The sequence below is a fragment of the Psychrobacter sp. ANT_H59 genome, from assembly GCF_008369225.1.
Lineage (GTDB): Bacteria > Pseudomonadota > Gammaproteobacteria > Pseudomonadales > Moraxellaceae > Psychrobacter > Psychrobacter cryohalolentis.
In genome coordinates this window covers 132,553-155,106 of the sequence record NZ_VOBE01000005.1, presented here as the reverse complement: position 1 = coordinate 155,106, position 22,554 = coordinate 132,553, and the positions used below count along the sequence as shown (strand labels likewise).

Here is a 22,554-nt window from a genome sequence, read left to right as displayed (position 1 = left end):
TAGAGACTGAACGCTACATTTAGAGACTTAATTATAGACAGCTTGCTTATCGCTATATTTATGCTATCACTCTAAAACAGCAAAATTACTGTGCAGCAGGCGCTTTTTCAGTAGTTTCCGCTGCTACTCCATCAGCAGGTTCTGCTGTTAAATCAGCATCGGCAACTGCCGCTTGACTTACTGTACCTTCAGCAGTAGCTGTACCTGCTTCTGCACTAACAACGGCACTATCAGCGTCAGTTGCTGGGGTCACTGTCGCATCTGCGGGAGTAGCAGTCGCCACTGCGGTATTATCTGCTGCTGGGGCAGTAGCAGGTGCTGCCTCTTCGGTTGCTGTTGCAGGTGCTTCTGCTTCAACTGCTGGCATAGTTTCAGCAGTGATATGCTCTCCCGCTGGGCGCAAGAAACCAGAAATACCGATCAATAAGACGATACCTAAAAATAAGGCAACACCGCCTAAAGTCAACAATAGCTCTTTTTTAGGGTTGTTTTCGACAATATGTTCTGACATACCTTATCCACCTTGCACAAAATATTTAAAATATTGGGCTATTATATCGCAATTTATGTCGATTTGTTAAAACCCTCAACTAATTAAAGGTTTTATTATCGAAAAATATGATAGCCACCGCATATTTACGGTGTAATTACTCAATCGTACGTGTTTGAGGCGTCGATCGTTTGCCAAGATAGCTCAATAACAATAGTAGCGCAATCACGATTAAAATAGGATAATTACCAAAGCGCATAAAAGGGGTATTACCGACACGCGCCTGAACATCGCCACGTAATACGGTACGCTCAAACTGCGGGGCACGTTTAACGATACGTCCTTTATGGTCAATAATAGCAGTCACACCCGTATTGGTCGCACGCATAAACCAGCGTCCGTTCTCTAACGCGCGCATCTGTACCATTTGCAGATGTTGCAGCGGACCCGCTGAAGTGCCAAACCATGCATCGTTTGAGATGGTCAATAAAAAGTCAGTATCGATAGCGTTTTTGCGCGTGGTATCAGGATAAGCGACTTCGTAACATACTGCCGCGCCCAGATTATGCCCACGTACACGCAGCGGTGATTGACTATCACTACCGCGGCTATAGCTCATGATATCTTGGCTACCAGCAAGATTCGGCAAGATATCTAGCATACCCTCAAAAGGAATATATTCACCAAAGGGGACCAAACGCTGCTTTTTATACATCCCTTCCGCATCACTACCAAGCGCAATCACACTGTTATAAAACGGCGGGTACTTATCCATTTTTGGATCAAAGTCTGCTTGATCTCGATAAGGAATACCTGTGACCCATGTGGTATTGGTTTCTTTAGCCATCTTTACCATTTCATTGATGAAACCAACCGCTTCATCTTGAAACATAGGAATAGAAGATTCTGGCCATACGACAATATCACGTTCCCATTCTGTACTGGTCAAAGTTGCATATATTTTTAGCGTCTCTACTTGATACTCAGTCAGCCATTTCAAGTCTTGGGGGATATTGCCCTGAATTAACGACACCGACAAATCAGGTGTGCCCTTTGGCTTCGTCCATTGTGGATTGATGAGCCACAAAGAAGTACTAATGATTAATAGCGCAAACGTGGCAATCAGATAACCACCGCGACGGCGAAATTGCTCCACGATACTGGCTGCTAATAATACGGCCACAAACGATACAGCAAACACGCCCGCGACCGGTGCCAATGACGACAGCCAATACTGCTCAGTAAACGCATAACCGACAAACAGCCATGGAAAGCCTGTAAACAGCCAAGTTTTCATCCACTCTTGCAATATCCATAGCGCGGCAAATGATAACGGCTGCTTGCCAACTAGCCGATTAAAAGTCAGCGCCAAAAAGCCATGGAATAACCCCATGCCCAGACCCATTAGCGCAATCATAATCAGCGCAAGCCATACTGGCGTATCACCATACACATGAATGGACGTATATAACCAAAACGCCCCCACACACCAAAGCCCTGTGCCATAAGTCTGACCAATAAAGAATGCTCGCTTACCACTCATCTGTGGCAATAATAAAGCGTATAAAATCGCCGGAGAGACCAAAGCCACGGGCCAAAAGCCATAAGGCGCGAGTGCAAAGATAAATATTGCGCCTGCCAGCCACGCAATCAAGACCGTCAGCACCAGAGGTAAGCCCTTTGGATTCTCAGGGTTTAGACGTTTTTGCAAATCAACAGTAGACAGACGCATAGCAGTTATCCAAAACTTTATTATTCAGTAATTTCAAATCTTGATGATTCAATCGACGTTTCATATAAAAACAGGCATATTATGCTCAATACAGCCGTCAAAAATCAAACTTGCTCATAATACCAGTCTGTCCAAAATAATGGGTAAATTTGCGTGTTTTATCGATCAATTTATAGACCAAAGAGTGATTACAAATGCTAAAAAACAAAAAACACGATCGCAATCGTGTTTTTTGTATGGTTATGACCTTTATTAAGTGTATCTTTAATAGCTCTAATCAAGAGGCTCAACTTATTCAACAGAGTGTTTAATGGCTGCCAATTAAGATTTGTTGTTCAGGATTAATTTTAGTCAGCTCAAGATTTTGAATAAAACGCCCTTCGACATCAGTGATAGTGATTTGCCAATCGTCTATGACCACGCTCTCACCTTCTAAATCTCCGACATGACCAAGGGTCTGCATGACCAAGCCACCCATGGTATCGACATCAGTATCATCAAAATGACAGCCAAGCTCATCGTTACAATCTTCAATCACGGTAGAAGCTTGCACACGCCAAGTGTTGGGTTTTTCGGGGTCAGCGACGATATTATTAATGTCACTGTCTTCATCAAAATCATCATGCTCATCGACGATGTCACCGACAATTTCCTCAAGCAAATCCTCCATCGTGACCACACCACCAAAATTGCCAAATTCATCGACGACAATCGCCATATGAACTTGGGTACGCTGTAATGAGCGCAGCAAAGTATCAGAGCGTGCACTTTCACTGATATAGAGTGGCTGACGCACCAAATCTCTTAAGCGCTTGCTACTGATTTTCTCTTCTTCATCGCGCACCATGTGCACCAACAGAGGAATCAAATCTTTTGCCAACAGAATACCAATGACCGCATCGTCATCTTGGCTATCAAAAACCGGATAGCGCGAATGGGTGGTTTCAAGGATGATGTCCATGACTTCAGCAAGGCTGGCGCTTTCGTGTAGCCCAACCACCTGCGGGCGCGGTGTCATGATTTCACGCACTTGTGTTGCAGGCAAATCAAGCACACCTTCTAACATATCCACGGTGTCAGGTTCTAGAAATTGGCGCGAGTCTTGCACCAAACGTATCAGTTCATCTCGGGTTTCGGGGGCGGTCGATAGCCAGCGTTTTAAGCCGCGCATCGACCAACTACTCGGGCTTGGAGCATCTTCAGACATGATGGTGTGAGTTAACCTCTTTAATTAATGGAATGGCAATTAGAATCATAAAAATGATAGATGGGGATAAAAAGGCTAAATAAAACAGTCAGCTTATCATTAAGAGGATATTAAAGCACAAATCATCCATCTTAATCAGGTTTACTTTATCGCAAGGCTTGGCGACATTCAACGTCAAATTCACTCAAATTGTATTGTCAGTGTGTTGCAATTTTTGCTATGGTCAAAGCCTGTTTCTTTCTTAATAAAAGCCAACACAAAGGCAAAATAAACCTTATGTCGCTACGTGCCTTTTTTTCTCGCCTATTTTCGTCGCACTCAACTGGTCATCGTTCAGACAATGGCTTAGGCAATCATCAGTTAAATAATGACAAGGCAAATAGCACATTGAATAAACCATCGAATCGTAAGCCACTAAAAACTAAGCCGACCAAACCCAAGTGGCGATATTATTTGCTGCAATTTTTTATTGCGCTAACGCTGTTACTGTCAGCGGTTTGGCTATTGCTAGCGATTTGGTATCAATTCGGTGGTCATTCAGTTATCACGTGGTTCACAACCATTACTGTCATTGGGCTACTGGCAGCACTGCTTGCTATTCGCTTGCGGACAAGCATGGCTGAGACACTGATAAACAGGCTCACTGGCATAAGGAAATTGAATAGTAAACGTATTTCTGCAAAGACTGTCGCTAAAAGCCTTATAGCCGCTTATACGACATTTTGGCTAATCGGTCTTGGCTGGTTTTTCTCTATTGAAGCAGAGCAATCACGTGACTGGATGCCAGAAGTTTCTGAAAGAGTCACTTATAGGCGCGATCCTAGCAATCCTGATCTGATTACACTCACCAATGTACGAAATTTTGATTGGCATACCGACACAGAAGCGACAGAGCGCTGGGAGACGCGCACGATTGATATGTCTAAACTATCGGGTATCGATGTTAGTAATTCTTATTGGATGGGACCACTGATTGCTCATACTTTGGTAAGCTTTCGGTTCGAAGATGAGCGACCACTTGCCTTTTCATTTGAGATTCGTAAAGAGAATGGCGAATCGTTTTCGGCATTGGCAGGATTTTTTAGACGTTTTGAATTGAGCCTGATTGCCGCTGAAGAGCGCGATATTATCTACACACGTACTAACGCACGCGGTGAACAAGTCTATTTATTCCCCATTAGCCATCTACAGCAGCATGAAGTCAAAGCATTGTTTGAGTCATATTTGACAGCCGCTGATGAGCTCAATGCCAAGCCTGCGTGGTACAACACTTTAACCAGCAACTGTACCAATATCATCTTTTACATGGCGCGTCTGGTCAGTGATGATCGTCTGCCATGGGACTACCGAATTTGGGTCTCTGGTTGGTTGCCCAATTATCTTTATGATGCTGGTATGCTAGATACCAATCCCGAAAATAGAGGACAACCTTGGTCGATGGATACGTGGTATGAGCGCACCCATATCAATCCAAAGGTTAAAGGATTTCAGAATAGCAACGATATTCATGGCAGCGAATTTTCACGACAAATTCGACAAAGCATTCCTATTCCGCCATTGGCTGATTCGCAAAATATTGCCGAAGCAAATGCTAAATCTGCCGCTCAAGCTTCACATTGATATCACTGCTACAAGAGATTAAAGATTTCAACAATAAAAAGATCAGAGCTTATTAAGGCTTTACCCAATTTACCACGCGCGTTTCCATCTCTTCATCATCCATACCGATCTCAGTCACGCAGCGCCCTGCTACGCCGACATTGGCAGCGCGCATTTGTTGCTTGGTTGCCACTGCATCTTGGGTCAATAATAAATGCCAATTTGGCAAGCTTTGCCCTTTATATAAGCGTTTATAAGCACAGTGCGACGGTAGCCACATCATATTCGGTAGATTATCAATCGTCAGCTGAATGCAATCTGGCACATGCTCTTGGCGTGTCGCATAATGCGTGCAGTAGCCGGTCGCACAGTCCATTAGCTGGCAGGTTACATCAGTATATTCCACCAAATCTTCATCAACATTACCCTGCTCGTCCTCATCAATATATTTAATCAAGCAGCAACTGCCGCAGCCATCACACAAGGCTTCCCATTCGCTAGGGTTTAATTCTGCTAGCGTATAGCGTGACCAAAACTGCGGGCGCAGTGATTCAGTCGAGCCACCTTCAAATAATAAAGGCGTCTCCGCAGCAGCTCTTAAGTGGGATTCATCGTTATTTAACAAATTTAGGGTCATAAAACTGCCGTATCATTTTGACAAAGAGCGTTACAGTATTATAGCTGTTTTTGACTAAGTTGGGCGTTATGGTAGTAAAGGTCAGCAAATAGATCACTCAAAAAATACAGATATCTGATACTTATAACGTAAATTTCATTACCTAAAAAAGGACAACACTATGTCAATCAAGACGTTTGAATTAATCAGTACGACAGAAAATGGTATTCAATTGATTAGCTATATCGCATTGCCAGAAAATGCGACAAATGATAATCCTGTCGCTGGCATTTTGGTCGCACCAGAGTGGTGGGGCGTAGTCGAGCATCCAAAGAATGTCACTGAACGCTTAGCAAAAGCAGGCTACGCTGCGGTTGCTATGGACGTATACGGTGAAGGTAAGCTAACCTCAGATGCTGCACAAGCCAATATGTGGATGGAGCAAGTATTAGAAGACCCAGATATGCTGATGACACGCTGCCGTTTAATCCTTAATGATTTCAGTGACCAGCTTGCTGTTGATAGCGAAAACTTAGGTGCGATTGGCTATTGCTTTGGTGGCAAAATCGTCCTTGATATGGCGCGCGAAGGTATGCCCTTAAAAGCAGTCGCTACCTTCCACGGCAACCCATCACCGAAGCAGCCTGCCGATGAGCAGTTCACTGCTAAAGTATTGGTTGCTCATGGTCGTGATGACTCTATGGTATCTATGGATGCGATAGAAGGTCTTAAGTCAGAGCTAGATGCGGCGAACGTTGATTACACTATTGATGTTTATGATGGTGCTAAGCATGGCTTTACCAATCCAAATGCGGATGAGCGCGCAGCGAAAAATGATGTCGATCTTGGTTACAACGAGACGGCGGCCAAACAGAGCTGGGACAATATGCTAAAGTTTATGAAAGACAATTTGGCATAATAGCTTTTTATACTACTTTGACATTCAATAAGCTTATTTAAGCCCTTTAAATTTCTTTGAATAAGCTCAGTTGTGGCGTGTTGGGTACGTCACTCTTGTGCTTATAATCAAATAGCGTCATTATCACTCAATGACAGACAGATTGAGTGGGAATGATGCTATATTTTTTGATGGGTTCTTTAGGCTGGCTGGTTGTAATTACTTTAATAGTAATTATGATTGCCCTTTATATTAGGCTGCATCAGCAATTGGCACAACTGCGTCAAGACATGGCGCAGCTAAAGAGCGAGCTTGAGCAGCAAAAGAATAGTACCACTACTATAGAAGATGCTGCTGTGAAAAGTATCTTTGACATCGAATTATCTGGGAATGATGCATTGTCATCAACAGAAAAATCAATGCCGCCCCCATTACCACTTAGTGCTTTATCCTCTAATCCTCTATCAAATAACTTTGTATCAACATCTGCAAAACAATCATCAGTTTCCAATAGCCAGCTTTTGATCGATAAAGCCGCTAATGCGCCGATAGAACCTGACGAGCGCTCATTTCCTATTGTTACCTCACTTCTTCATTCGATTCAAAACTGGTTTTTGGGTGGCAACCTAGTAGTGCGTGTTGGAGTATTGGTTTTACTGATCGGCGTGGTTCTACTGCTGCGCTTACTAAGTGACTTAATCCAAGTGCCTATTAGCGTCAAGCTAACAGTCATTATTATCATAGGATTAGGGCTGGCAGGATTAGGCTTAAAGCTGGCGGCAAAACGCTTTGCCTATGGTATCAGCTTGCAAGGTACTGGCTTAGCCATTGCTTATCTGACCACATTTTTTGCCTATAGCGTCTATCAGGTGATTGGTAGTCTGCCAAGCTTTATAGCGCTTGGCATATTATCAGCAGTCACGGTCGCTTTAGCGGTACGCCAAAACGCTTTTCCTTTGGCATTATTAGCATTATCCGGTGGATTCTTTGCACCGATTTTGACCAGTCAAGATACTGGCAGCTTAACGATACTCTTTAGCTATTACTTGTTATTAAATATCACCATTGCCATTATTGCCCATTATCGCCCATGGAAAGTGCTCAATTTATTTGGCGCGAGTGTGACATTTGGTCTGGCATACTACTGGGGATTGACTGAAAATTTAGCGGTAGTTATAGAAAATCAACGCTGGGCATTGGTATTACTCGTCGCGCTACATGTACTGCTGTATCTATTCGTCGTCATTCGCTATGCACAGCAAATCATTGCTTACAATGATACTATTTCTCATGACGATAGTGACGCCGCTACCGTTATGGCTACTGATACCGACCAGACTGCTGATATTAAGAGTCAGCATGCCAGCTATGTGTTTCCTATTGATATTGGGCTACTGTTCTCTGTACCGCTAATGGCATTTGGTTTATTTTCAGCGTTACTGTACGATATCAATCACGCTTTAACCCTCACTAGCGCAGTTTTAGCAGTAATTTATTTGGGGCTTGGTTGGACGTTTATTCAGCGCAGTCAGCGTTATGCATTGATTACGGAAGGGATGCTGGCATTAGGCTTTGGCTTTTTGGCATTAGTGATTCCGCTGGCATTAAATGCAGAATGGATTGCCTTCGGCTGGTCGGTTCAAGGATTAGCATTGGTATGGTTTGGCAGGCGTTCTCTTCGTGCATGGTCAGTATTATTGGGTTTAGTATTGCAGCTAATTAGCATTGGTATTTTATCAAATACCTTTGTCATTACCCTTGATTACTATCCAACGCTCGCATTAACCATTTCTGCCATCAGTGCAATTGCCAGCGTCTTTATCTTACGTGCCAGCAATTCGCCTATTTCATTACCTATTTCATTACCTATTTCATCGCCTATGACAGCGACGCAAGGCTCAATGCCATCTGTCCACGATTATGAAAATCAGCTTAACGCCAATAATACGCTGTCCGAATACGGCAAAGCGTTAGGCCTTAGCGAGACAGCAACTCAGCAATGGTTTGAAAGTGTCAACAACCAAAGTATCGCGTTTAAAATCATTTGGCAACGTCCTTCTTTGATACGGCTGTTAACGCTCACTGCGGTGGGTTGGCTGCTGTATGTGTTAGTCCTCGATTTTGACCAATGGCTTGCCAACTGGCAATTGGCAACATCGACGCTTATTGCCCTAGCAAGTGTCGTTAGCATGATGATTTATCATTTTATCAATCAATATCGTTCATGGCGAGAAATCAGACGATTTAGCCATGGTTTGCTGCTGTTATTTTATGCGATGCTGATCTTACAACTGCCACAACAATATGAATTTGACTATCAATGGACAGCCTTTTATTGGCCGATATTTACAACGTTGTTCATCGGCTGGCTGATTTTTGGTCAATTATGGCTAAAGACGTGGCATAACAATGCTAATAACGACGACAATAACGGTACAGAATTAAAAGGCTACGATAGTGCAAGCTGGCTTGGTACTGGCATTATAATTTTGGCCGAGGCTGTACATTATGGTTTGCCCGAGTCAAAAGGCGTGATGACCATTCTTGTGCCGGTTGTGCTTATGTTAGCTGGGCTCTGGTTGATGTACCGTCAGCAAAATAATAATCAGATGAAAAATCTAATTTCACCGCTCTCTATGTATTGGTTTGACTGGCAAAGTGCACTGTTAGGTTGCGCCAAAATATTTGTGCCGTTAACACTGTGCTGGGTCATTTTTACCAACTTCTCTTATAATGGCGTGATTTGGGGACTGCCCTACTTTCCTCTGTGTAACTTGTATGATGTGACGTTGTGGCTGGTGTTGTTTTACGGATTGGGCGTTTATTTATTGCGTCAACGTGGCGCGCACTCGCAAAATTTATTTAGCGCCATTCGTAAGAGTGACACGCTGTTGATCGTACTAGCGCTGATTAGCTTTTGGATACTCTCTAGTATGCTGGTCAGAACGCTGCACGCTTTTATTAATACACCGCTGTGGATAGCTGACTCATACGATCATACTAGTGGTGCATGGCGTAGCGAGCAAGTACAGACAGGACTGACGATTTTATGGACGCTACTGGCATTGGTCGCCACCATTATCGCCAGTCGTTACCTCCAACGTGCACTGTGGTTTATGGGCATTGGCTTATTGGGTATTGTGGTCTTAAAATTGGTCTTGGTTGATTTGTCACAGACTGAGGCAATTTGGCGAGTGATTTCTTTCCTTGGTGCGGGTAGCTTGATTTTATTGATTGGTTATTTGGCACCGTTGCCGCCGGCGCGTGATGGAACAGCAGAACAGGTCGAATAATAGTTTCTTATTAGAGTAAATTGAAATTATAGCGTGAGCACTATTAGCATTGTTACTTTTTAGCATCCGTACGTGGCTTATGTAGTAAACTGAACACCATGAAAAGTAAATGACGATCGTCTTACTTTGAGCATTTTTTATAAAAGGTTATGAAAGCAGATGGATAAGAGAGTAAGTATTCAGTGGTTCCCTGGGCATATGAACAAAGCCCGCAATGAAATCAAAGAAATTATGCCGCAGATGGATGTGGTTATCGAAGTGATTGATGCGCGTATTCCTTATAGCAGCGAAAACCCAATGGTCGCTGCATTACGCGGTGAAAAACCGGTCATCAAAATCTTAAATAAAGCTGATCTTGCTGATCCTGAGCTGACCCAAGCGTGGATGGACTATCTTGAGCAGCAAAATGGTGTTAAAGCTATTGCCTGCGATACTGATAAAGCCAATGATGTCAAACGTATCATCGCCATCTGTAAACAACTCGTCCCCAATAAAGTTGGTACGGGTCGCCAAATCAAAGCCATGATTATGGGTATTCCAAACGTCGGTAAATCGACTTTGATCAACACTTTGGCTGGGCGCGCCGTGGCTAGAACAGGTGATGAGCCAGCGGTCACCAAGTCTCAGCAATTGATTAAACTTGACGACGATATTATGCTTTATGACACGCCCGGTATGCTGTGGCCAAAAGTCGAAAACGAAAACTCTGGCTATCGCTTGGCTGCAACAGGCGGCATTCGTGATACGGCGTTTGATTTTGCGGATGTTGCCGGTTATACCGCTGAGTATTTATTAACCGCCTATCCTGAGCTGCTAAAAACCCGCTATAAAATTGAAGAACTGCCTAAGACCGATTGGGAGTTTTTTGAAATAGCTGGTCGCAATCGTGGCTGCGTGCGCGCGGGCAATAAAGTCGATACCTACCGGATGTCTGAAATCCTAGTTAATGAGCTGCGTAGCGGTAAGATTGGGCGTATCACTTTGGAGACGCCTCCTATGACTGAGGCTGAAGAAGTTGTCGTCGCTGAGCAACGCATCGCGTCAGAAGAAAAAAGAATCGCTAAAGAAGAAGAGAAACGCTTACGTCGCCTTAAAACGCGGAAGAATCGGAAGTAGACACTAATTAACATAGCTCGTAGGGTGCGCCTAGCGCACCTGTTTTATCTTTATAATTCACCTTTAACTTATCTGAAAATCCTCACAATCTCACTTGGCAAACAATACAGTTAATTGCCATTTTATCCAATGGTGCTCACAACTAAGCTCACCTACTGTTGTCTTGTATCAATCGTATTACACCCCATAAATAACCTTAATCCCAAATTTTATATATCCCTGTTAAATTTACAAGGAATACGCTTGCATACTCAATTTTCTCACTCATTAACTTCTTTAGACGCATTCGCCCCGCGCCTCCTCGCTTGGTTCGCCGATAATGGTCGCCATGACCTGCCTTGGCAACAGCACCAGACCGATACGCCAAATCCTTATATTGTTTGGCTATCAGAAGTCATGCTACAACAGACGCAAGTGACCACCGTGCTGCCCTACTTTGCCCGTTTTATGGACTCCTTTCCGACAGTGCAAGATTTAGCAGCAGCAGAATGGGACACCATCGCGGAGCATTGGGCGGGACTTGGCTACTATGCGCGTGCACGTAATTTGCATAAAGGCGCGAAGCAATTGGTCGCTGTAATTGACGAATCTGGCGACTTTCCGCAAACCTTGGCAGGTTGGGAAGCGATATCAGGTGTTGGTCCTTCGACCGCTGGGGCGATTATGTCAATGGGCTTGCATCGTTATGGCGTCATTTGTGACGGTAATGTCAAACGGGTACTGACACGCTGGGCAGCAATTGATGGTGACATCACTAAGTCCGCGACGACTAAAGAGCTGTGGGCATTGGCAGAGCGTCTAACGCCTAGAGAACAATCAGGATTGTTTGCGCAAGCGATGATGGATATGGGTGCAACTTTATGCACGCGTAGCAAGCCTGCTTGTCTACTATGTCCACTACAGGACGACTGTTTGGCACATGCGCAAGGTCGTGAGACGGACTATCCAGTCAAGGCGAAGAAACAGCCTAAACCGAGTAAATTTAGTAATGCACTGCTTATTGAAAACGAAAATGGCGAAATACTTTGGCTACAGCGCCCTGATAATGGCATTTGGGGCGGACTGTGGAGTTTGCCGCTAGCATTTATAGAAAAAATTAGTGGAAAAGTTGCTTTGAAGGATGCTGACAAGAATAAAAACAAGGAACCAATTGCAGCGAATGATAATCAGCTTTTAGAAGTAGCTAGTAATGAAAAAATATACGAGACAGAATTTACTACTGCTGAGCAAATTATTAATGAGTGGTTAGATAAGAATCAATTGGTCACAAAATCAATCAGCAACACATTACTCGATGATTCGCCTATCAAACATTCATTGACCCATTTTCATTGGTATTTAACCCCGCAATCAGTAACTTTAAACGATAAACAGGTAACTGAGATAACCAAGGCATTACAAGCAGCTGAAATTAATATTAATTGGTTAAACGCTAATGATGCACAGGCAACGCTAGGATTACCGCGAGCAATGGTTAAGATTTTGGAGTCTAATACAGAAAAATTATTATAAAATGAGTCATTTACTCCATTAAATTAAAGGAATGAACTAACAGTGAAAATTGAAGCGGATGACAAGGAAATTCAAGATATTTTTTCTCTGGGCATATTTAAAATCCCTAGATTTCAAAGACCTTACTCATGGGGTAAGACTGAAGTAGAGAACTTTTGGGACGATATTATAAATGATATGACTGATAGTTACTTTATCGGCTCTATGGTCGTCTATCAGACTAAAAAGCCCTACTTTGGAATCGTTGATGGTCAACAGCGCTTAACAACAATCACAATAGTATTATCTGTTATTAGAGACGCTTTTGCTAAGTTAGGCGATACTAATTTAGCAAAGGGAATTCACAGATATATTGAAAGACCTAATAATGATTTCATTGATGAGTTCGTGTTAGATACAGAAACTTCTTTTCCTTATTTACAAACACATATTCAGTCTTTTGAAGACTCGCCTTCTAAAATAAATTTTGACTGCGACGTTGGTGCAGAAGAGGCAAACTTAAAACTAGCTTATGATCTTCTTTCAGAAAAGCTAGAAGCCCACATACCAGAAATTTCTGATGTCAATCTTCAGCAGGATCTTTTTACACCTGAAAACTCTATCATTAAATTAAAGGCATTACGCGATAAATTCCTTTCATTGAAGCTTGTTTTTATACAACTAGATAATGAGGATGATGCCTATTTAATCTTCGAAACTCTAAACGCACGAGGGCGAGATTTAAGAACTTCTGATTTGGTCAAAAACCTCCTTCTAAAAACTATTAAATCTTCAAATACAACCTATGATAGTCCTAAACAAGCTTGGAACAAACTTATTAAAGGGTTCGATGATATAGCTGAGAATGATGTAATAGATGCTTTTCTATTGCACTACTGGATTTCGAAACAAGAATATACGACTGATAAAAAACTGTTCTCATGTATTAAAAGCTATATATCGAAATCTCCCAATAACGCTAAAGAACTATTAGAGAGCTTAAGCACGTCTGCTATAAATTACTGTGTAATGCTCAGTCCCGAAAATGCAGTATGGTCTAAAGAGCAGTTTGAAATAAAATTATCGTTAGAAGCGCTAAATAGTTTCAAAGTTAAACAACAGTCATCCTTTGTATTAGCCCTACTATCAGCTTATCAAGAAAGAAAAATCACACTAAAGCAATTAAAAAACATGCTTGATAAGATTGAGCATTTTCATTTTGTTTTTAATGCAATCACACAGCAACGCTCGTCAGGTAGTGTTGCAACTATGTATTCTCAACATGCAATAGATTTATCGAATACTGATAGTCAAGACGAAATACAAGGAATTTTGGTCAGCCTAAGTCGAAAACTAAAAGGCAAACTACCTTCATACGAAGAATTCGAAGTTAAGTTTTTAGAACTAAATTATCTATCAAATAAGACTAAAAATAAATCTATTATTAAATATGCATTAAGAAGATTAGTTGGGAATAATAGCAATGGTTTAGATATCAATCATGACAACTTGACTATAGAACACCTGATACCTGAAGCTAGAACCAAAACAGGTTTAGAGGATGATATTGTTGGAAGTATCGGGAATCTCATCTTAACTGACTCAAATACCAATGGTCATGAACTAAAAGATAAGAGTATTAATGAGAAAATAACCTTACTTATCCAAACAGGTTATCCATTAGCTAAATTTTTCTTAGATAACCCTCAATGGAACGAAGATAAAATTTTAGAACGTACTAAAAACATATGTAACGCACTTTACTCTAAAGTCATTTTTTAGCTTAATAAATGAAGTAAAAAAGTCATATCATATGGACACTCTATAATACTATAGCCGCTATATGCCAGGATTTTTATTAACTAAATAGCGGCTATATTATTAGATTTAAGACTTCGGTACACGCAGACGCATTAAGCCCTCTTGTTGTACGGTCGCGACCAACTTCCCATCTTGCCAAAACTGACCATGATTGAGCCCCATCGCATTGGATGTCGTATCACTCCACATGTCATATAGCAGCCAATCATTTAGGTCAAAGTGACGATGAAAATGCATCGAATGGTCGATACTAGCAGCTTGCAAGCCACTGGTCATAAAGCTAATACCATGTGACATCAGCCCCGTGCCAACCAAATAAAAATCAGAGGAAAATGCCAGTAATGCTTGCTGAATCGCGACGGGTTGATTGCCAAGCTCGCGGATACGCAGCCAGTTCGCTTGCTTAGGTTTCATTGGTTCTGGATGGATCGGATCACGCGGTTTTACTGGTTTAATCTCGATATGACGACGGCGCATAAAACGAGATTTTAATGCCTCTGGAACTTTACCAACATAGTCTTCTTTTAGATCCTGCTCCGCAAGTAAGTCTTCAGGCGGTGGATAAACAGGCATATCTTCTTGATACTCTAAGCCCTCTTCCATCGGTGAAAAAGAGGCAATCATTGAAAATATCACTTGCTCAACCGGCGGCTTACCACGTACTTGCTTATACTGAATCGCTGTTACTTCGCGCGCGGACAAACTACGCCCATCACGTAAGCGGCGCACTTGATAAATCACCGGCTGGTTAATATCACCGCCGCGCAAAAAATACCCATGCAATGAATGACAAGGTTTATCCTCATCAAGCGTATGCGCTGCTGCCATGATCGCTTGTGCGAGCACTTGCCCACCAAAGATACGGGCACCGACATAGTCATGGCTTTTACCTTCAAATACATCAGGGCTGACTTCGATGAGCGCGACGGTAGCCAATAGCTCATCTATTAGTTGTGAATAATCAGACATGACGATTACTTTCCTTATTTTTATCAATAACGCCAAGCATCTAGATATAAGCGCCAAAGAATATCAAGACGATATGGCTTGAGCCGATATGGCGTTTTAATTTAAATAATATGAAATCAATAGCAGTAATATACAAGATAAATCTGTAGATGAGCAATAAATGGATTATCGAAAACTCATGATAAAAAGTCATAAATAAAAACGAGATGCTTAAATACACCTCGTTTTTACTATTGTATTAAATTTATGGTTTTACTGCCACCAATACACGGATAGAATCTGGCACCAATGACAAGCCCGCCAATGCTTGCTCGCCTTGTAATTTTAGCTGCTCTAAACGCTCAATCTCTGCTGGACGCACGTTTGGATTGATGGTTTGTAGATGCTTAAGACGTTTGATCTCACGCGACCACTGCTGGCTAAAGCGGGCACTTGCTTGCTCACCAATCTCAGCCAACTGCTGACGGGCAATATCTTCCGCTTCATAGTAACGCTGCTCGATGACATCGCCGCGTACTTTAATCACTTGGCGGGCGCGGTTTTTATCTAGGCGCTCAATGTGCGGCATGATCATATCGGCACTGATACGCGCTGACAAATCGCTGCCCTGCTCACTGATAAAGACGCGGATATTTTGCGTGCTCAAGGTTGCAGGCAAGTTAAGCAGTTTTGGCGCAATGGCTTCTACACGGAAATTCACTTCTAACATCACCATGCCCTGTGGTACCGCAGCACTTTTTAGCATTGCAACCGTGGTATTACCAAAGGTGCTGGTACTTGCTAGCTCATAAATCGCCTGCATCAATGGATGTTCATGCGTGATAAAAGCAATATCCTCACGTTGCAGCGCTTGCTCACGCTCAAAAGTCAGGGTCATGCCATCTTCATCACCAAGTGGCAAGCCATCGATATAATCGCTAATCTCTGTGCTGTCAATCGGGGCAATCACCCACGAGCCATCGCGTTGGATATTATGCTCGATATTGGCCGAAGCAAAAAAGCGCTCGATAAACTGTGGTAATAGGTTGTGCCCATCAAAATCGCGCATGGCATCAGCGATACGTCCAGCAACGCGCGGACGGCATGAGTTGTATTCTAATAGACGATCACGACCAGCTTGCAATTGTGTTTCAAGTCCCTGTCGTGTCTGTGCTGCTTCTGCGATAATATCTGCTAATATTGCACGATTGACGTCGTTATCGGCACCCTCAAGCATCGGTTTTAGCTCTTGGATATACTGCTCTTGTACGCTCTGCGCTGTTGGTGAAATCTGATTGAACATATTTAGCGCATTGTTATACCACTGATACAGACGCTCTTGCGCGGTACCTTGCACATAAGGTACATGTAGCATGATTTGCTGCGTCTGCCCAATACGATCTAGACGACCGATACGCTGCTCCAAGGTATCTGGATTGGCAGGCAAATCCCATAATATCAGCTGGCTTGCAAACTGAAAATTACGACCTTCCGAGCCAATCTCTGAGCATAATAATATCTGCGCGCCTTCACTATCAGCAAAGAACGCCGCGGCTTGGTCACGCTCAAGCAAGGTCATCTGCTCGGTAAAGATAGCAGTCTTAATACCTGCATGCAGACGCAATACTGCTTCCAAGCTTTCAACGGTCGCACCACTACGGGCAATTAACAGTACTTTTTTGTGCTTAAGCTCACCCTTTAAGATATCAATCAGCCAAGGCACACGTGGGTCATCTTCCAACCAGCCACCATCAGGTTGATTTTCTTCGCCCCATAGCTGTTCACGCAATTTACCATTGGTTTGATAGCTGTCGACCCATGCCTCAGGTAATGGCAGTGGATAAGGCTGGCTACTACGACCATAAAAACCTTTTACACTCTCACGGGTATTACGGAATAAAATACGTCCCGTACCATGGCGATCTAGCAATTCATTTAGGGCGTAAGTACGGAGTTTTTCGTCTTCGTTAATCGTTGCTAATTCATCGATACTAATCGTCAGTAAACTGCTCAGTGCGGCAATTTGACCATCACTTAAAGGTTTATCTTCTATTAGTAGTCTGGCGACGGCTGCCGTTTCTGCAAAGGCATCTTGACCGTCGATAAACTCATCCAAGTCATCAAAGCGATCTGGGTCTAATAGACGCAAACGGGCAAAGTGACTCTGCGCCCCAAGCTGCTCAGGTGTCGCCGTCAATAGCATGACTCCTGCCGTCTCTTCAGCAAAATCTGCAATGAGGTCGTACTTATCATTGCCGCCTTGAGCTTCATCCCAATGCAGGTGATGCGCTTCATCGACGACCAGTAAATCAAACCCTGCTTCCATCGCCTGATCATACAAGTCAGGATGGTCAAGGAGTAAATCCATACCAGCGATGACACATTGCTCAGTCATAAAGACATTTTGCTCAGGGTCATGCTCTTTAATCGCTGCGGTACGCACCAAATCAAACAAGGCAAAGTTGAGATTAAAGCGGCGGCGCAGCTCAATCATCCACTGGTATTGCAGACTGTCTGGTACAAGAATCAATACACGCTCAGCTTTACCCGTCAGCAGCTGCTGATGAATAATCAAACCTGCCTCAATGGTTTTACCCAAACCAACTTCATCAGCCAGCAACACACGCGGTGCGATACGTTTGCCAACTTCATGAGCAATATAGAGCTGATGCTCAATGATATCGACGCGCGCCCCCATCAAGCCTTTGAGCGGGTGACCTGCAAGCGCTGATTGCATACGCAAAATATCTTGACGCAAATCGTACCAATCACTGCGCTCAATACGACCTGCTAGCAAACGCTCAAGTGGTTTCGCCAAAGTAATATTAGCAGCCAGACGAGTTTCCATGATGGCTTTCTCGTGCTCATTTACACTGTACTTGAGCACGCCCATTACTTCTTCAACAGCATTTACTGTATAGCTCTTACCTGCCTGATCAGAGATACTATCGCCGACTTTAAACACCACACGAGATAACGGCGCAGAGTTTTTTGCATAAACGCGCGTCTCTTCACTTTGCGGAAATAAAATGTGCACACATCGGTCGTCTACATCGATGACCACACCTAAGCCCAGCTCGGACTCCGTATCAGATAAATAGCGTTGACCAACGGCGAATTCGGTGCTGTGCAATGAAGCGATAGAGATAGTCATAGGGCGATGTCTTTTTGTACTCAGATGATAAGAAAATAGGTAGTTTACGATGCAAGCCATGCTTGCTGGCTCAGTCACATGGACGAACTGATAATTATTGGATATACGTTTATTCAATATACGGTTATTCAGTATATTGTCACGAGATATATCAGGCACATCAGCTTGTAAGCCAAATCCGTCGATAAAACAGATCATTATATAACGTTAGCGCTTAGATGAGTGCGTTAAGTTCACTTTTCAAGAGCAGATTTCTGCAAGATAAAGTCAAGGCTAAGCATAAGTTGGGCTTATAAACCAATAAGATAACGACTCGCAAGTAAACAAAAAATATTGTTATCGTAAAATTGTTACTGTATTGTTAAAAAATGCAATAGAACATCTCTCTTAATACCAAATCTATTCAATTTAACTAAGTCATTAGACTTTTAGCTAACTACTACTTATATAAAAAATAGCATAGACCTCATAACCGTTATCCATGCTTTATCAGCGGTTATAAGTATGCTATTGCCTGTGATAGTCCATTAAGTTATAAGTTGAGTTTATTATCATAATTTTAAGTTATGTTAACACTATTTTCAGTTGACGTTTATGACCAGTGTTAACAAGCTATTTTGATGAAACTTAACCATATATTTCGTTGTAGCCAATCCATCCCATTGGTAATTCTTTTTGTGCTCCCTACTCCCAAGGACAAATCCCGTCATGAGTGCCTCTAAAAAAGTTGGCTTTTTTAATCAAGTCAGTACCCAAGTTACCACTATTTTGTTCATTGCTTTTGCGGTCGTACTTGCGGTCGTTGTTTATGTGGTTGATAAAGAAGGCCATGATAAAATCCGTCTTGAGTCAGCAAAGCTGGTCGCTGAACGTGGTAATACCGCGGTTAATAGTATCTCAGCCGACATCAATCGTGTCATGCGTAGTGCCTTGCTGTTACAGCAAAGCGCGCAAACGCTGCCACCGCAAGAGAATATTTTGCAAGTCAGTACCGCCAATGCATTCGATAAACGCGACTATAACTTATTGGGTAGTGGCGGCATTTGGCCAGAAAAAGGCGCTCTTGGTGCCAATACTGCAACCCATCCGTTTTTGATGGTACGCCAAAACGGTGATTATCAAGCGGTACTAAGCGATCCAAACCCAACCAATCCTTATTATCAAGAAGATTGGTTTAGCGTCTTAAAACTACTCAAACCTGACAGCTGTATCTGGAACCATGTTCGCGCCAGCCAAACCAAAGGCGAGCTTGCCATGAGCTGCGGTGTCGCAATCGAGCGTGACAATCAGTTTTGGGGTGCCAGTACGGTCAACTTTACCCTAAACCAGTTGCAAGAGAACATCGTCAAGTTGAGTGAGAGCTCTGGTTCAGGCTACATTTTATTATTAGATAACAGTGATAAGGTAATCGCCTCATCTAACCCTGAACGCTTAAGCTATATTGATGAAGCAACCGGTACACCACTTGATATCAAACAAGTTATCAACTCTGACGCTGCTTGGAATCCGGTATTAAACTTCTTGGAAACTCAGCGTAACGAGATTATCGAGCAAGTTGCAGCTAGCGTGTCACCGCAAGTTCAGCAAGTATTGAATACAATTGATAAAGCAGAAACAGGTGATTCCAAAGGTTATTATTTGGTCAACTATGCTGCTTACCTAAATAACGGTGAAAACAAGCAAAATGCTATGGATAGTCGCTTGCTACAAAGCTTTGAGCTGACCAATGATAACTTTTATAACGGCAGTCAAGCCTATGTCTTTGAAATTCCTGAAACCTATTGGAAACTTATCGTTGTCCAACCTGATGCTGAGATTAACGCCATTGCCGACAATCTAAGTGAAAACTTGATTAACTGGATTGCATTAGCGCTCCTTATCACCGCTGGTATTATCTACTTTATGCTAACTTTCTTAGCTTTCAAGCCATTGAAAGAAACCACTGATAAAATTTCTCTCGCAGAAAACATCATTAATAACAAGCAGTACAACAAGCTAAGCTCAGTTAAATTCAAGACAGGTCGCAACGAGATTGGACTGGTAAACGGCTCTATTAACGATCTATTAGATCGTATCCAATCTAACGAAGGTAAGCTTGCCAATATTAACCAACAGCTAGAGATTAAAGTAGAAGAACGTACTGCTGAGCTGCAAGACACACTAAAAGAGCTGAAAAGCTCGCAGCTACAATTGATCCGTTCAGAAAAAATGGCAACGTTGGGGCAGATGGTTGCGGGTGTTGCCCATGAAGTAAATACGCCTTTATCTTATGTACAGAATAACCTCGAGATTATCGGTCAGTTAACTGAGCAATACGAAGAGCTGATTGAACTGGTACAAGGGTTAAAAGGTATCAAGTCTGACGTCGCATCTGATGGCAAGATTGATAAGTTATTAGCAGATATCGTCCGTGCTTCCGATGAAATTCAAGAAGATGATTTGTCCGCTGAGCTAAAAGAGCTGATTAAAGACTCGCTATTTGGCGTCGAGCAAATCACCGAGATGGTATTAAACCTACGTAACTTTGCCCGTCTTGATGAGTCAAAAGTGAAGACCATTGATGTGCGCGAATGTATCGAAGCCTCGCTGAAAATCGCAGGTAACTCTATCAGACATCAAGAGATTGTCACTGATTTTGCGCCGACACCTGAGATCAAATGCTCACCGTCGCAAATCAACCAAGTCTTGGTCAATCTGCTCAATAACGCCGCGCAAGCCATGGGCGAAAAACCGGATGGCAAAATCGAAGTACGCACCCGCGCCGATGACAGCAATGTGTATGTTGATGTCATCGATAACGGTAAAGGCATGAGCTCAGAAGTGCTGAGTCAGATATTTGAGCCGTTCTTTACCACTAAAGGCGCAGGCGAAGGTACTGGTCTTGGTATGGCAATCAGTCAGCAGATTATGGAGCAGCATAATGGCGACATTAAAGCCGTATCGACTGTAGGCGTTGGCACAACCTTTACCTTAACGCTACCGATTAATAATGATCTGACAGAAAAAAGCCTAGCGGCATAATCGCTAGGTTCTGCTGTTATTTTAATTGCTATTTTAATGATTATATGAAGCTATATCACTGTTATTCATCATAAGGATACCATCATGAATGAATTAGAAAATGACACCAGTAATAACATAAGTACCGCTGAGTTAGGGGTTGAAGCGAAACCGAAATTGGCGTTCATTGACGATGAACAACGTATTTTACGTTCTATGAAACTGTTATTTCGTAAAACACATGACGTTTTTATTACCACTGACCCGGCTGAATACATCGACTATATCAAAAACAACCATGTACACGTTGCAGTCAGTGACCAACGTATGCCTGAGCGGGTTGGCGTTGATATCTTGCGCGAAGTAAAAGACGTATCACCTTCTACCATGCGTATATTATTAACCGGCTATGCTGATTTGAACGCGATTATTGGCTCTATTAATGATGGTGAAATTTACCGTTATTTAACCAAGCCGTGTAAATCTGAAGAACTGCTCGCTGTCGTCGGACGCGCCACTGAAATCGCTTTGACTTATAACCCAGACGAAGACGCCGAGCAGTTCGATAGTTCAGGCAATAAGCAGACTTTATTGGTCATTGATGAGACCAATGAGTTGATTGAGCAAATACGTAAGCAGTTCTCTAACAACTATAAAGTGCTGCATGCTAAAGGCTTAGAAGAAGCTTACGATTATTTAGCGAATGAAGATATCGGTGTTTGTATTACCGACATCAATGTCAGCGGCGAAAATATCGCGCCGATTATCTTTACCTTAAAACAAGATGCGCCGCATCTGGTGGTCTTGGTACAGACCGAATTCCAAGATGCAGGACTGCTGATTGATTTGATTAATAAAGGTCAGGTCTATCGCTGCCTACCGAAGCCAATGCGCGCAAGCCTCCTTGAAATTAGTGTCAATCGTGCATTCCAGCACCATGCAAAACTAAAAGCCAGCCCTGAATTGGTCAAACGTTATGAAGTCGAGCACGATCCTGAAAACGATGTGCGCATTGACTTGAGCAGTCGTGTACGTAGTCTGATCGGTAAATTGCGTAAGCGTTTTTCTTTATAAGCGCAAAAAAATAAGTAAGCGCAAGAAACTAGTGTCTCAATAAATAAAACCTCTATTTCAGCTTGAAGTAGAGGTTTTTTGCTTTGCGCTTTTTGACATGTTTTTTGACTAAATG

General features: G+C 42.7%; 14 protein-coding genes. 8 read left to right on the top strand and 6 right to left on the bottom strand.

From position 1 onward, the window contains the following. Nucleotides 1-85: 85 nt before the first annotated feature. The 3 genes from FQ083_RS10150 to FQ083_RS10140 all read right to left on the bottom strand — a co-directional run bounded on the left by FQ083_RS10150 (nucleotide 86) and on the right by FQ083_RS10140 (nucleotide 3,429). Nucleotides 86-511, bottom strand: a complete 426-nt coding sequence (locus FQ083_RS10150) for a hypothetical protein (protein WP_011514584.1) — start codon at nucleotides 509-511, stop codon at nucleotides 86-88. A 136-nt stretch (nucleotides 512-647) separates the two neighbouring features. Beyond that, complete coding sequence (gene lnt / locus FQ083_RS10145; protein WP_149409750.1) at nucleotides 648-2,222, bottom strand: apolipoprotein N-acyltransferase; 1,575 nt, start codon at nucleotides 2,220-2,222, stop codon at nucleotides 648-650. 307 nt (nucleotides 2,223-2,529) lie between these two features. Further along, a complete protein-coding gene (locus tag FQ083_RS10140) occupies nucleotides 2,530-3,429 on the bottom strand; it encodes an HlyC/CorC family transporter (RefSeq protein ID WP_011514586.1) in 900 nt (299 codons plus the stop codon). A 276-nt stretch (nucleotides 3,430-3,705) separates the two neighbouring features. Here FQ083_RS10140 and FQ083_RS10135 point away from each other — a divergent pair, with 276 nt between their 5' ends. Beyond that, complete coding sequence (locus tag FQ083_RS10135) at nucleotides 3,706-5,049, top strand: DUF4105 domain-containing protein (protein ID WP_149409749.1); 1,344 nt, start codon at nucleotides 3,706-3,708, stop codon at nucleotides 5,047-5,049. A 52-nt stretch (nucleotides 5,050-5,101) separates the two neighbouring features. Here FQ083_RS10135 and FQ083_RS10130 read toward each other — a convergent pair whose 3' ends face one another. Beyond that, nucleotides 5,102-5,665 carry a YcgN family cysteine cluster protein gene (locus FQ083_RS10130; protein WP_149409748.1) on the bottom strand — a complete coding sequence of 188 codons (564 nt, stop codon included), beginning with the start codon at nucleotides 5,663-5,665 and terminating at the stop codon, nucleotides 5,102-5,104. 160 nt (nucleotides 5,666-5,825) lie between these two features. On the opposite strand from FQ083_RS10130, the gene FQ083_RS10125 reads away from it, so the two are divergent. The 5 genes from FQ083_RS10125 (at nucleotide 5,826) to FQ083_RS10105 (ending at nucleotide 14,224) form a co-directional block, all read left to right on the top strand. Further along, nucleotides 5,826-6,563: a dienelactone hydrolase family protein gene (locus FQ083_RS10125; RefSeq protein WP_149409747.1), complete on the top strand. Its 738-nt coding sequence runs from the start codon at nucleotides 5,826-5,828 to the stop codon at nucleotides 6,561-6,563. A 152-nt stretch (nucleotides 6,564-6,715) separates the two neighbouring features. Continuing rightward, nucleotides 6,716-9,835: a DUF2339 domain-containing protein gene (locus FQ083_RS10120; protein WP_149409746.1), complete on the top strand. Its 3,120-nt coding sequence runs from the start codon at nucleotides 6,716-6,718 to the stop codon at nucleotides 9,833-9,835. A gap of 159 nt (nucleotides 9,836-9,994) precedes the next feature. After that, nucleotides 9,995-10,951, top strand: a complete 957-nt coding sequence (ylqF, locus tag FQ083_RS10115) for a ribosome biogenesis GTPase YlqF (protein ID WP_041772331.1) — start codon at nucleotides 9,995-9,997, stop codon at nucleotides 10,949-10,951. 243 nt (nucleotides 10,952-11,194) lie between these two features. Next, the gene (gene mutY, locus FQ083_RS10110; protein ID WP_223145236.1) at nucleotides 11,195-12,463 is read left to right on the top strand and encodes an A/G-specific adenine glycosylase; all 1,269 of its coding nucleotides are present in this window, start codon (nucleotides 11,195-11,197) and stop codon (nucleotides 12,461-12,463) included. A gap of 42 nt (nucleotides 12,464-12,505) precedes the next feature. Beyond that, nucleotides 12,506-14,224: a DUF262 domain-containing protein gene (locus FQ083_RS10105; RefSeq protein ID WP_149409744.1), complete on the top strand. Its 1,719-nt coding sequence runs from the start codon at nucleotides 12,506-12,508 to the stop codon at nucleotides 14,222-14,224. A 105-nt stretch (nucleotides 14,225-14,329) separates the two neighbouring features. On the opposite strand, the gene FQ083_RS10100 is transcribed toward FQ083_RS10105, so the two are convergent. Both FQ083_RS10100 and rapA read right to left on the bottom strand, forming a co-directional pair. Beyond that, nucleotides 14,330-15,232 (bottom strand): acyl-CoA thioesterase, encoded by a 903-nt coding sequence (locus tag FQ083_RS10100; RefSeq protein WP_020444398.1) that lies wholly within the window; start codon nucleotides 15,230-15,232, stop codon nucleotides 14,330-14,332. 244 nt (nucleotides 15,233-15,476) lie between these two features. After that, a complete protein-coding gene (gene rapA / locus FQ083_RS10095) occupies nucleotides 15,477-18,365 on the bottom strand; it encodes an RNA polymerase-associated protein RapA (protein WP_188004103.1) in 2,889 nt (962 codons plus the stop codon). A 708-nt stretch (nucleotides 18,366-19,073) separates the two neighbouring features. Here rapA and FQ083_RS10090 point away from each other — a divergent pair. Next, nucleotides 19,074-21,386, top strand: a complete 2,313-nt coding sequence (locus FQ083_RS10090; protein WP_149409743.1) for a sensor histidine kinase — start codon at nucleotides 19,074-19,076, stop codon at nucleotides 21,384-21,386. Between the two features lie 84 nt (nucleotides 21,387-21,470). Continuing rightward, nucleotides 21,471-22,439 (top strand): response regulator, encoded by a 969-nt coding sequence (locus FQ083_RS10085; RefSeq protein WP_149409742.1) that lies wholly within the window; start codon nucleotides 21,471-21,473, stop codon nucleotides 22,437-22,439. Nucleotides 22,440-22,554 lie beyond the last annotated feature (115 nt).

Excerpts from the sequence above, each read along its gene's own strand:
- rapA (WP_188004103.1), bottom strand. The coding sequence starts at position 18,365 with ATGACTATCTCTATCGCTTCATTGCACAGCACCGAATTCGCCGTTGGT.
- FQ083_RS10130 (WP_149409748.1), bottom strand. The coding sequence starts at position 5,665 with ATGACCCTAAATTTGTTAAATAACGATGAATCCCACTTAAGAGCTGCT.
- FQ083_RS10085 (WP_149409742.1), top strand. The coding sequence starts at position 21,471 with ATGAATGAATTAGAAAATGACACCAGTAATAACATAAGTACCGCTGAG.
- lnt (WP_149409750.1), bottom strand. The coding sequence starts at position 2,222 with ATGCGTCTGTCTACTGTTGATTTGCAAAAACGTCTAAACCCTGAGAAT.
- FQ083_RS10120 (WP_149409746.1), top strand. The coding sequence starts at position 6,716 with ATGATGCTATATTTTTTGATGGGTTCTTTAGGCTGGCTGGTTGTAATT.
- FQ083_RS10100 (WP_020444398.1), bottom strand. The coding sequence starts at position 15,232 with ATGTCTGATTATTCACAACTAATAGATGAGCTATTGGCTACCGTCGCG.
- FQ083_RS10135 (WP_149409749.1), top strand. The coding sequence starts at position 3,706 with ATGTCGCTACGTGCCTTTTTTTCTCGCCTATTTTCGTCGCACTCAACT.
- FQ083_RS10150 (WP_011514584.1), bottom strand. The coding sequence starts at position 511 with ATGTCAGAACATATTGTCGAAAACAACCCTAAAAAAGAGCTATTGTTG.
- FQ083_RS10090 (WP_149409743.1), top strand. The coding sequence starts at position 19,074 with ATGAGTGCCTCTAAAAAAGTTGGCTTTTTTAATCAAGTCAGTACCCAA.
- FQ083_RS10140 (WP_011514586.1), bottom strand. The coding sequence starts at position 3,429 with ATGTCTGAAGATGCTCCAAGCCCGAGTAGTTGGTCGATGCGCGGCTTA.
- FQ083_RS10125 (WP_149409747.1), top strand. The coding sequence starts at position 5,826 with ATGTCAATCAAGACGTTTGAATTAATCAGTACGACAGAAAATGGTATT.
- ylqF (WP_041772331.1), top strand. The coding sequence starts at position 9,995 with ATGGATAAGAGAGTAAGTATTCAGTGGTTCCCTGGGCATATGAACAAA.